Origin of the sequence: Rhizobacter sp., from assembly GCF_035702065.1 — a bacterium.
In the GTDB taxonomy this organism is placed as follows: domain Bacteria; phylum Pseudomonadota; class Gammaproteobacteria; order Burkholderiales; family Burkholderiaceae_C; genus Rhizobacter.
Genome location: NZ_DASSRA010000043.1, coordinates 1 through 11,414 on the forward strand (window position 1 = coordinate 1; position 11,414 = coordinate 11,414).

At 68.2% G+C, this 11,414-nt stretch carries 11 protein-coding genes; 7 read left to right on the forward strand and 4 right to left on the reverse strand.

Features of this window, described 5'->3' with window-relative positions; all coding sequences use genetic code 11:
• From VFL64_RS01950 to VFL64_RS01965, 4 genes are all read right to left on the reverse strand, one after another.
• On the reverse strand, positions 1 to 581 hold a 581-nt coding region (locus tag VFL64_RS01950), incomplete at its 3' end, for an ABC transporter permease (RefSeq protein WP_489538696.1).
• Positions 562 to 2,043: a sugar ABC transporter ATP-binding protein gene (locus VFL64_RS01955; protein ID WP_489538697.1), complete on the reverse strand. Its 1,482-nt coding sequence runs from the start codon at positions 2,041 to 2,043 to the stop codon at positions 562 to 564. The genes VFL64_RS01955 and VFL64_RS01950, both read right to left, overlap by 20 nt.
• A 94-nt stretch (positions 2,044 to 2,137) precedes the next feature.
• The gene (locus VFL64_RS01960; RefSeq protein WP_489538698.1) at positions 2,138 to 3,328 is read right to left on the reverse strand and encodes a Gfo/Idh/MocA family protein; all 1,191 of its coding nucleotides are present in this window, start codon (positions 3,326 to 3,328) and stop codon (positions 2,138 to 2,140) included.
• Between the two features lie 11 nt (positions 3,329 to 3,339).
• The gene (locus VFL64_RS01965) at positions 3,340 to 4,395 is read right to left on the reverse strand and encodes a sugar phosphate isomerase/epimerase family protein (protein WP_489538699.1); all 1,056 of its coding nucleotides are present in this window, start codon (positions 4,393 to 4,395) and stop codon (positions 3,340 to 3,342) included.
• A gap of 223 nt (positions 4,396 to 4,618) precedes the next feature.
• Between VFL64_RS01965 and VFL64_RS01970 the strand changes: the two genes are divergently transcribed.
• The 7 genes from VFL64_RS01970 to VFL64_RS02000 all read left to right on the forward strand — a co-directional run.
• Complete coding sequence (locus VFL64_RS01970) at positions 4,619 to 5,512, forward strand: sugar phosphate isomerase/epimerase family protein (RefSeq protein WP_489538700.1); 894 nt, start codon at positions 4,619 to 4,621, stop codon at positions 5,510 to 5,512.
• Positions 5,513 to 5,532: 20 nt separating this feature from the next.
• Complete coding sequence (locus tag VFL64_RS01975; protein ID WP_489538701.1) at positions 5,533 to 6,051, forward strand: VOC family protein; 519 nt, start codon at positions 5,533 to 5,535, stop codon at positions 6,049 to 6,051.
• Positions 6,038 to 6,796, forward strand: coding sequence for a FadR/GntR family transcriptional regulator (locus VFL64_RS01980; protein ID WP_489538702.1), 759 nt, complete (start codon positions 6,038 to 6,040; stop codon positions 6,794 to 6,796). The genes VFL64_RS01975 and VFL64_RS01980 overlap by 14 nt, the downstream gene beginning before the upstream one ends.
• A gap of 8 nt (positions 6,797 to 6,804) precedes the next feature.
• Positions 6,805 to 7,779 carry a hydroxyacid dehydrogenase gene (locus VFL64_RS01985; protein ID WP_489538703.1) on the forward strand — a complete coding sequence of 325 codons (975 nt, stop codon included), beginning with the start codon at positions 6,805 to 6,807 and terminating at the stop codon, positions 7,777 to 7,779.
• A 185-nt stretch (positions 7,780 to 7,964) separates the two neighbouring features.
• Entirely contained in the window at positions 7,965 to 8,996 is a 1,032-nt protein-coding gene (locus tag VFL64_RS01990) for a LacI family DNA-binding transcriptional regulator (protein ID WP_489538704.1), read from the forward strand.
• Positions 8,997 to 9,048: 52 nt separating this feature from the next.
• A complete protein-coding gene (locus VFL64_RS01995) occupies positions 9,049 to 10,389 on the forward strand; it encodes an ABC transporter substrate-binding protein (protein WP_489538705.1) in 1,341 nt (446 codons plus the stop codon).
• 111 nt (positions 10,390 to 10,500) lie between these two features.
• A partial coding sequence (locus tag VFL64_RS02000) for a carbohydrate ABC transporter permease (RefSeq protein WP_489538706.1) occupies positions 10,501 to 11,414 on the forward strand: 914 nt, incomplete at its 3' end.

Genomic DNA, 11,414 nt, shown 5'->3' on the forward strand with positions numbered 1-11,414 from the left:
ACGCCCAAGAGGCTGGCGTAGTACACCGGGCTGTAGACATCCGACAGCGCGTTGTCGAGCGTGATCGCCCCGCCGTTGGCAAAGTAGGTGAGGTAGGCGCGGAAGATGCCCAGCGTGCCCAGTGTCACGATAAAGGGCTCGATGCGGCCCTTGGTGATCAGCAACCCGTGCGCCAGGCCGAACAAGGCACCGAGCAGCACCGCGAAGCCCATGCCCAGTGCGACCACCAGCACCGGCGAACCGATCGAGCCTGCCACGCCATTCATCAAGAGGATCACCGAACCCGCGATCAGCGCGGCCATCGAGCCCACCGACAGGTCGATGCCGCCGGAGATGATCACGAAGCACATGCCCACCGCGATGATGCCGATGAAGGCGGTGCGGGTGAGCAGGTTCATTGCGTTGTCGAGGCTGGCGAAGTCGCTGTTGAGCAGCGTGCCGGCAATGCACAGCAGCACCAGGCCCAGCACGGGCCCGAGGCTGTGGAGGCGGCCGCCGCGCAACCAGGCGCTGGCCCGGAGGCCGGCGGCCGGCTCTGCGGCCGCCACGGCCACGCCGGAATCAATGGGTGCCGGTGGCATGGGCGATGAGCTCCTCTTCGGTGAGTGGGTGAGACGCGAGCGTGGCCTGCAGCGTGCCGGCCCGCATCACCGCGACGCGGTGGCACAGGCCGATCAGCTCCATCAGTTCGGACGAGATCACGATCACGGCGCGGCCCTGGTCGGCCAGGCGCTGGATCAGGAAATAGATCTCGCGCTTGGCGCCCACGTCGACACCGCGCGTGGGCTCGTCCAGCACCACCACGCGCGGGTCGGGTTGCAGCACCTTGGCGATGGCGAGCTTCTGCTGGTTGCCGCCGGAGAGCGACGAGGCACGGTCGTGCGGGTTGCCGCGGATGCCGAAGTCGGCCACCGCCTTAGCCAGCGCCGCCTGCTCGGAGGCTGCATCGAGCAGCGGCCGCGCGTGGCGCGCCAGGTCCATCAGCGTGAGGTTCTGGTACTGCGGCAGCGCCACGTGCAGGCCCTTGCCCTTGCGGTCTTCGCTCAGGTAGGTGAGGCCGTGGCGGGCGGCTTCGCGCGGGTTGCGAAAGTGCACCCGCTGGCCGTTCATCGTCACCTCGCCGGCGCTCACGGGCCGCAGGCCGAGCAGGCCCTCGAACAGCTCGGTGCGGCCCGCGCCCACCAGGCCGGCAAAGCCGAGGATCTCGCCCGGGCGCACCTCGAAGCTCACGTCGCGGGCCCAGCCCGGCACGCTCAGGCCGTGCACGCGCAGCAGCGGCTCACCGGTCGGCGCGTCGTGCCGAGCAGGGAACATGTCGGACAGCTCGCGGCCCACCATCAAGTTGGCCATGCGCTGGCGCGACAGCCCAGCGGTGGGCTCACGCGCCACCAGGCGGCCGTCGCGCATCACCAGCACCTCGTCGGTGATGCGCTCCACTTCATCGAGCTTGTGCGAGATGTACAGAAGGGTCACGCCCGAGGCCTTGAGCTGCTCGATCAGCGCAAACAGGCGTTGCGTCTCAGTGGGCGTGAGCGTGGCCGTGGGCTCGTCCATCACCAGCAGCCGCGCCCGCCGCGCCAGCGCCTTGGCGATCTCGACCAGCTGCTTCTCGGCCACGATGAGGTCGCCCACGCGCCGGCTGGGGTCGACCTGCAGGCCGACCTGCGCCAGCACCTCGCGCGCGGCCTCGTGCATGGCCGCGTCGTCGAGCCACCAGCCACGCCGCAGCTCGCGGCCGAGAAAGATGTTCTGCGCGATGGTCAGGTCGTCGGCGAGGTTGAACTCCTGGTGGATCAGCACCACCCCCGCCGTCTCGGCGTCGCGCGAGCCGGCGAAGCGGCAGGCCTGGCCGTCGATGAAGAGCTCGCCGCCGCTCGCGGGCTCGTAGCCCGACAGGATCTTCATCAGCGTCGACTTGCCCGCGCCGTTCTCGCCCAGCAGGCCGTACACGCGGCCGGGCTGCAGCTCGAAGCTGACGCCATGCAGCACGCGCACCGGACCGAAGTCCTTGGTGATGTCGGCGAATCGGACGTGGAGACTCATTGAGGAACTGTTGCAATCTGGTCAGACCAGATTGAATTTACCAGCCCGCGCTGCCCATGGACGGAGGGTTTTCAGCAATGCGACCTGAGCGTGCTCAGAGCGGCAACTGCGCATCGACCCAGCGCCCATCGGCGCGGCTCGACTCGACCACCGCCTCGATGAACTTCATGCCGCGCGCACCGTCTTCAACGCCGGGCACCCAGCAGGCGCGCGGGTCCGGCGCGCGGCCTTGCCAGCGCGCATGGATCTGCTCGGCCACATCGCGGTAGAGCTGCGCAAAGCCCTCGATGTAGCCCTCGGGGTGCCCGGAGGGCGTGCGCGTGGCGTACTGCGCGGCCTCGCCACTGCCATTGCCTGCGCGGGTGATGAGGCGTGGCTGCTGGCCGAGCGGGCTGAACCACAGGTGGTTGGGCTGCTCTTGGCAGAAGTCGAGCCCGGCCTTGCTGCCGTACACGCGCACGCGCAAGGCGTTCTCGTTGCCCGGCGCCACCTGGCTGCTCCACAGCAGGCCGCGCGCACCGTTGGTGTAGCGCAGCATCACGTGGGCGTTGTCGTCCAGGCGACGGCCTTCGACGAAGGTGTGCAGGTCGGCGCTCACGGCCTTCAGCGTCAGGCCCGAGATGAAGCGGCCCAGGTGCTCGGCATGGCTGCCGATGTCGCCGAGCGAACCACCTGCGCCGGCCTGGCTCGGGTCGACCCGCCACGCGGCCTGCTTCTGGCCGGTGAACTCGAGGCCGGTGCTCAGCCAGTCTTGCGGGTACTCGGCCTGCACCAAGCGGATCTCGCCCAGCTCGCCGGCCAGCACCATCTCGCGCGCCTGCCGCACCATCGGGTAGCCGCTGTAGTTGTGCGTCAGCGCGAACAGGCGGCCGCTGCGCTTCACGCGCTGCACCAGGTCGAGCGCCTCGGCCAGGGTGGTGGTGACGGGCTTGTCGCAAATGACGTCGATGCCGGCGTCGAGAAAGGCACGCGCAATCGGCGCGTGCAGGTGGTTGGGCGTGACGATGGCCACCACGTCGATGCCGTCTTCGCGGGCGGCTTCGCGCACGGCCATCTCGCGGTAGTCGGCATAGCTCCGCTCGGGCGCGAGATGCAGCTCGGCGGCGCTCGCCATGGCGCGATCGGCCTGCGACGACAGCGCGCCGGCGACGAACTCGTAGCGGTCGTCCAGCCGCGCAGCCATGCGGTGCACGCCACCGATGAAGGCGCCTTGGCCGCCGCCCACCATGCCCAGGCGGATGCGCCGGGGCGTCGCGCTGTGTGCGCGAGAAGCTTCGATGGTCATCGCGTCACCTCTCAGGCCAGGCCGAGGATCTTCTTGTTCTTGGCCACGTCGGCGCCGCCGGCCGCGAAGTCGTCGAAGGCGCGCTCGGCCACGCGGATGATGTGGTCGGCAATGAAGCTCGCGCCTTCGCGGGCGCCGTCCTCCGGGTGCTTGAGGCAGCACTCCCATTCGAGCACCGCCCAGCCGGGGAAGTCGTACGCCGCCATCTTGGAGAAGATGGCGGGGAAGTTCACCTGCCCATCGCCCAGCGAGCGGAAGCGCCCCGCGCGATTGACCCACGACTGGAAGCCGCCATACACGCCCTGCCGGCCGGTCGGGTTGAACTCGGCATCCTTCACGTGGAAGATCTTGATGCGCTCGTGGTAGATGTCGATGTAGTCGAGGTAGTTGAGCTGCTGCAGCACGAAGTGGCTTGGGTCGTAGAGCAGGCAGGCGCGCTTGTGCTGGTTCACTCGGTCGAGAAACATCTCGTAGGTGACGCCGTCGTGCAGGTCTTCGCCGGGGTGGATCTCGTAGCAGACGTCCACACCGCTCGCGTCGAAGGCGTCGAGGATGGGCCGCCAGCGCTTGGCCAGCTCGTCGAACGCACCCTCGACCAGGCCCGCCGGCCGCGGCGGCCACGAGTAGAGGTAGGGCCAGGCCAGCGCACCCGAGAACGTGGCGTGCGCCGTGAGGCCGAGGTTCTCCGAGGCCTTGGCGGCGTACAGCATCTGCTGCACCGCCCACTGCTGGCGCTTGGCCGGGTTGCCGCGCACCTCGGGTGCGGCAAAGCCGTCGAAGCCCTCGTCGTAGGCCGGGTGCACGGCGACGAGCTGGCCCTGCAGGTGGGTCGACAGTTCGGTGATCTTCAGGCCGTGGCGGGCCAGCGTGCCCTTCACCTCCTCGCAGTAGGTCTTGCTTTCCGCCGCCTTCTTGAGATCGAACAGCCGGCCGTCCCAGCTGGGGATCTGAACGCCCTTGTAGCCAAGGCCCGCAGCCCACGCGGCGATGGTGTCGAGCGAGTTGAAGGGCGCTTCATCGCCCGCGAACTGGGCCAGGAAGATGGCGGGGCCCTTGATGGTCTTCATGCGTGTCTCCTCGGTGTGCTGCCTGCCGACACGGCGATTGGTCAATCGGCGTGGGGTCGGATGATCACGCCGCGGTTCGGCGGTGTCAACATCTGGTCAGACCAGTTGACTTCGACCCAAACCGCTCCTAAGCTCGGCCCGCCGAGGCGGCCTGGGCAGCCCGGTAAAGTTCTCCTTCACGCAGGGCGCGCGGCAACGCCTGCCTCGGACCGAAGGAGACACCATGCACATCGCCGCCCACAACTGGATGCGCGCCGAACCCCTACGACGAAGCCTCGAGCGCATGCACGCCCATGGAATCGACGCCATTGAAATCGCCGGCGAGCCCGAGCAGTACGACACCCGCGAGGTGCGCGCCCTGCTCAAGGAATACGGCCTGCGCTGCTGGGGCGCCGTGACGCTGACCCTGGGCGAACGCAACCTCGCCGCGCGCGACGCCGCACAGCGCGAAGCCACCGTCGACTACATGAAGCGCGTGGTCACCATGACGAAGGAGCTCGACGGCCAGATCGTCTCGCTGGTGCCGGTGACGGTGGGCAAGGTCGTGCCCGACGGCACGCCAGAAGAAGAGTGGACGTGGCTGGTCGAAGGCGTGAAGGCGGTCTACGACCATGCCGAGCGAGCCGGCGTGCGGCTCGCGATCGAGCCGCTCAACCGCTTCGAGACCTACCTCATCAACCGCGGGGACCAGGCGCTGGCACTGGCCGATGCGGTGGGACCGAACTGCGGCGTGTGCCTCGACGTCTTCCACATGAACATCGAAGAGGCCGACCTGCATGCGGCCTTACGCCATGCCCGGGGTCGCATTCACGACGTGCACCTGGCCGACAGCAACCGCTTCGCGCTGGGCATGGGGCAGCTCGATTTCGGCGCCATCGTCGAGACGCTGCGCGGGGTGGGCTACGAGGGCGCGCTCTCGCTCGAGTTCGTCGCCACCGTCGACCGCACGCCGGCCAACCCCTACGGGCCGCAGGTCGAGACGCAGCCGGTGGACATCTCGCCGCAGCAAAGGCAGTTCATCCTCGACCACGGCTCCAACCTGCTGTCCGACGAGTTCTACAGCTCGCTCTTCGAGCGCTCGATGAACGTGCTGCGCCCCCTGGTCGCGCGCACCTGATCTCCACAAGGCCACACAGCATGCTCTTCGGCAAACTCTTCCACACCGGCCTGCGCACCGCCGACCTCCCCGCCAGCGTGCGCTTCTACACCGAGGTGCTGGGCATGGTCTCGGTGCCACGCCCGCCCTTCGACTTTCCCGGTGCGTGGCTGGCGCCTGCGCAGGCCGGGGCCGAAGCCACCATCCACCTCTACGCCGGCACAGCCGCGCAAGAGGCCGACGGCTCGGTGCAAACCGGCTCGGGCGCCATCGACCACCTGTCGATCGTGTGCGGCGGCTACAGCGCGTTCCGTGCGCAGTTCGAGCGCTTTGCGCTGCCGTACCGCGAGAACCTCGTGCCCGGCACGCCGCTGTGGCAGCTCTTCGTGTACGACCCGAACGGCGTGCAGCTGGAGCTCACCTTCCACTCGGCGGCCGAGCGCGAGCCGGTGCCCGTCATCCCACCTCATCGCCTGTACCAGCCGCGCGAGCGCTGGTTTCAGCCGGCGGCCTACCAACAGTTCACGAACGCATCCGGGGGACACCATGGAAGGCCTTGAACAGACCGCCAAGCTGCTGCAGATGATCCGCGAGCGCGGCTTCAAGCCCGGCGACAAGCTGCCTTCCGAACGCGACCTGGCGACGGAGTTCAACATGAGCCGCAGCGCGCTGCGCGAAGGGCTCATCCGCCTCGACACGCTGCGCATCATCGAGTGCCGGCCCAAGTCGGGCATCTACCTGCAGCCGTATGGCGCCGAGCGGAGCATCGAGGCGATGGTGCTGTTCGCCGAGACCAACACGCCGCTGTCCGCCGCCGAGGTGGCCCAGTCGGTCGAGCTGCGCAGCGTGCTCGAGACCGAGGCCCTGCGCCTGGCCTGCATGCGCCGCACGCAGGACGATCTGGATCGTCTGCAAGCGCTGCTGGCACAGAGCGATGAAGTCATCCAGCGCGGCGACAGCCTGGCCGACCTGGACGCCGAGTTCCACAAGGCCATCGTCGCGGCCACGAAGAACGATGTGTTGCTGCGCTTCATCAACGTGTTCTACCGGATGTCGCGCCAGCGCCGGGAGATCTACTTCGACACGCCGATGCAGAGCAAACGCTCGCACGCCCAGCACCTGCAGCTGTACCGGGCCATCGAGCAGCGGGATGTGGAAGGTGGGCTGCAGATCCTGCGCCGCCACCTGAAGGGCGTGGACGCCTACTTCCGCATGTTCTTCTCTGAAGGGCCGGGCGCGGAGACCGGCACGCGAACGGCTGCCAAGCCGAAGCGTCCTGCCGCACGGGCCGTGGCGCGGCGGTGAAGGCCGCCTTGCCGCGCGTTCTGCTGACGAACGCGATCCACCCCGACGCCCACGCCCGCCTGGCGCGCTCGGCCGATGTGGTGGTGGCACCCGACGCCAGCGCCGACACCTTGCGCGACGCCGCACGAGGCTGCACGGTGGTCGTGGTGCGCGCGCAGTTGCCCGACGACATCTTCGACGCGGCCCCGACGCTCATCGGCGCGGTGCGGCACGGTGCGGGCGTGGACATGATCCCGATCGAGGCCGCGACCGCGCGCGGCGTGCTGGTGGCCAACGTCCCCGGCGTGAACGCCAATGCAGTCGCCGAACACGTTCTACGCAGCATGCTGTCCTTGGCCCGCCAGACCGAGCAGCTCTCGGCCGTGCTGAGAGAGCGAGGCTGGGCGGCCGCGCGGGCCGCGGCCGAAACTGGCGTTGAGTTGCGAGGCCGAACGCTCGGCGTGGTCGGCTACGGCCACGTCGGCCAGGCGGTGGCGCGGCTCGCGCACCTCGGGCTGGGCATGCGGGTGCTGGCACACAGCCGCTTGCCCTTGCGCGAGGCCGGCCACGCCACCGCAGCACCGCTGGAAGAACTGATGGCGCAAAGCGACGTGGTGGTGCTCGCCTGCCCGCTCACGCCGCAGACGCGCGGCCTGGTCAGCGCCGCCCAACTCGCCCGCATGCGACGCGGCAGCTGGCTGATCAACGTGGCACGCGGGCCGGTGGTCGATGAGGCGGCCTTGCTCGATGCCCTGCAGCGGGGCCACCTGGCCGGTGCGGCGCTCGACGTGTTCGACACCCAGCCGCTGCCCGACGACCACCCGTTCTGGCAGATGCCGCAGGTGCTCATCACCGCGCACTCGGCCGGCATCACCCACGACAGCATGCTGGCCATGGGCATGGGTGCGGTGGAGGCGGTGGAGCACCTGCTGCGCGGCGAGTGCCCCCCGACCTGCATCAACAGGCAGGCGTTGCAGGCGTTCAGCGCTCGCATCCAGCCTTAGACCGGCGCCAGCTGAGCACCGGGGAGTCCGCCCGGCGGACGGCCGGCTGCCGCGTCTTGCCATCGGCATCGAGCTGGACCAGCTCGGGATGTTCGCGGGCCGGACACCCCCTCGCAAACCCCGATGTATTGATGATTGATTTATTTATTTGGATGCCTACCATCAAACCATCAAGCTCCCGCCCCATGTCCGCCACCGCCACCATCGCCGACATCGCCGCCCGCGCGGGCGTCGGCACGGCCACGGTGGACCGCGTGCTCAACAAGCGCCCCGGCGTCAATGCCGAGACGGTGCAGCGCGTGCTGCAGGTGGTGGCCTCGCTCGGGGCACCTCCGCCGAGGGGCCGGCCGCGGAAGGGCGAGAACTTCCGCTTCGCCTTCGTGCTGCCGGCCGAGGCCTCGCCCTTCGTCGAGCTGGTCGACCGGCTCATCGCCCAGGCCGCGGGCGAGTTCCGCCACCAGCACATCACCGAGGTGACGCACCGCATCGCCACCGGCGATGCGGTGCAGTTCTCTGCCGAACTCTCCCAGCTGGCCGACTGCGACGCCGTGGCCGTCATGGCCCCCGACCTGCCGCCGGTGAAGCTGGCGATCAATGAGCTGGTGCGCACCGGTGTCCATGTGGTCACGCTCTTCAGCGACGTGGCCGGCTCCATGCGCGAGACGCACATCGGTGCCGACAACCGCGCCGCCGGCCGCACCGCCGGGCTGCTGCTCGGCCGCATGGCCGCCGGGCCACGCGACACGCTGTTGCTGAGTTCGCAGGCGACGCGCATCTCGGCCGAGATCGAGCGGCGCATCGGCTTCGCCCAGGTCGTCGAGGAGCGATTCCCCAAGCTCAAGGTGCTGCGCACCCCCGACCTGCCGCCGGGCGATGCCGCCGCCAGCCGCGCGCTGTTGCGCTTCCTGCGCAGCAAGAGCGTCGACATCGCCCGCGTCGCGGGCATCTACAACGTGGGCTCAGGCAGTGCCGGTGTGGCGCGTGCCCTCGAGAGCCTGGGGCTCACGGGCACGGTCGGCGTGGTCGCGCACGACTTCACCGACGAGCACCGCGCCTTGCTGGGCGCCAATGGCCTGGCCTACGTGCTGCACCAGGACATCCATTACTGCATCTCCACCGCCGCGCGCGTGCTGCGCGCGTTGTGCGAGAACGTGCGCGGGGCCCTGAACGTGGTGCAGCCGCGCGTCGAGATCCTGACGGCCGAGAACCTGCACTGAACGGCGGTCGGATGTGTGTGCTCGTGAGTCGAACAAACGTTAGGAGACCCTCATGACTTCGTTTCTCAAGAAGCTGCCGGCGTTGTCCACGTTGGCGGTCGCCGCCCTGCTCGGACTGGGCGGCAACGCCGCGCAGGCGCAGGACAAGACCATCACCCTGTGCTGGGCCGCCTGGGACCCGGCCAACGCCCTGGTGGAACTGTCCAAGGACTTCACCGCCAAGAGCGGCGTGAAGATGAAGTTCGAGTTCGTGCCCTGGCCGAACTTCGCCGACCGCATGCTCAACGAGCTGAACAGCAAGGGCAAGCTGTGCGACCTGATCATCGGCGACAGCCAGTGGATCGGCGGCTCGGCCGAGAGCGGCCACTACGTGAAGCTGAACGACTTCTTCGCCAAGGAAGGCATCAAGATCAGCGACTTCGCCCCGGCGACGGTGACCGGCTATGCCGAGTGGCCCAAGGGCACGCCGAACTACTGGGCGCTGCCCGCAATGGGCGACGCACTGGGCTGGACCTACCGCAAGGACTGGTTCGCCAGGCCCGAGCTGCGCGCGGAGTTCAAGAAGAAGTACAACCGCGAACTCGAGGCCCCCAAGACCTGGACCGACTTCAAGCAGGTGGCGGAGTTCTTCTCGGGCCGGCAGATCGACGGCAAGAAGGTCTACGGCACCTACCTCTTCACCGAGCGCGGCTCCGAGGGCATCACCATGGGCGTGAGCAACGTGCTCTACCCGATGGGCTTCAAGTACCAGGACCCGAAGAAGCCGTACGCGATGGACGGCTTCGTCAACGGGCCCGACGCGATCAAGGGCCTGGAGTTCTACAAGTCGCTCTACAAGTGCTGCACGCCGCCGGGCCTCACCAACTCGTACATGGGCGAGGGCCTGGATGCCTTCAAGTCGGGCCAGGTGGCGATGATGATGAACTGGTTCGCCTTCTTCCCGGGCTTGTACAAGGACCCGAACGTCGGCGGCGACAAGATCGGCTTCTTCGTCAACCCGAGCGACAAGGGCAAGGGCTCGCAGCTCGGTGGCCAGGGCATCTCGGTGGTGGCGTATTCGCCCAACCGCAACGAGGCGCTCGCCTACATCAAGTGGTTCGCCTCGCTGGACGTGCAGAAGAAGTGGTGGGCGCTGGGCGGCTACTCCTGCCACAAGGGCGTGCTGAACGACGCCGGCTTCAAGAAGAGCGCACCGTTCGCGGCCGAGTTCCTCGACGCGATGGACCAGGTGGTCGACTTCTGGGCCGAGCCGAGCTACGCGCAGCTGCTGCTGGCCGAGCAGAAGCGCGTCCATGACTTCGTGGTGGCCGACAAGGGCACGGCGAAGGAAGCGCTCGACGGCCTGGTGTCGGACTGGAAGAAGGTGTTCAAGGAAGACGGCAAACTGAAATAGGACCACCCCCGGAGCGCCTGCGGCGCTCCCCCTCAAGGGGGCGCCGCGGGTGGCCTGGCAGAGCCAGTTCCACCGCGGCCGCTTGATCAAAACTCACGCCCGACTTTCGCCATGAACGGACCTCCGAGCATCGCCGAACGTGCTGCACTCGCGACACCGCCCCCGCTTGCGCGGCGCATGCGCGGCCTGTCGGACCGCGCCATCGCCTGGTTGTTCATCGCACCCACGATGTTGCTGCTGCTGGCGATCAACATCTTCCCGTTGATCTGGACGGTGCGGCTCTCGTTCACCAACTTCCGCGCCAACCGGCCGAATGCCGAGGTGCTGGGTGTGGGCATCGACCATTACGTGAGCATCCTCACCGACCCCGACATCTGGGGCCCGATGCAGGCCACCGCGCACTTCCTGTTCTGGACGATCACGCTGCAGACCCTGATCGGCTTCACGCTGGCCTACCTGATCGACCGCAAGTTCCGCGGCCACGGCTTCTGGACCACGCTGATCCTCATCCCGATGATGTTGTCGCCCGCGGTGGTGGGCAACTTCTGGGCCTTCCTCTACCAGCCGCAGATCGGCCTCTTCAACTACGCGGTGAGCTTCTTCACCGGCATCCCGCCGTCGAGCTTCGAGATGCTCGGCTCGGTGAAGCTCGCGCCCTGGGCGATCGTGATCGTCGACACCTGGATGTGGACGCCCTACGTGATGCTGATCTGCCTGGCCGGCCTGCGCAGCATCCCCGACTACATCTACGAGGCGGCAGAAGTCGACCGCGCCTCGGCATGGCGGCAGTTCTGGAGCATCACGCTGCCGATGGTGCTGCCCTTCGTGATGCTGGCCGTGCTGTTCCGCGGCATCGAGAACTTCAAGATGTTCGACCTGGTGAACCTGCTGACCAACGGCGGGCCGGGCTCGACCACCGAGGTGGTGTCGATCACGCTCAAGCGCGAGGCCTTCGAGAAGTGGCGCACTGGCTATTCGTCGGCGCTGGCCATCATCCTGTTTGTGGCGGTGTTCGGCCTGGCCAA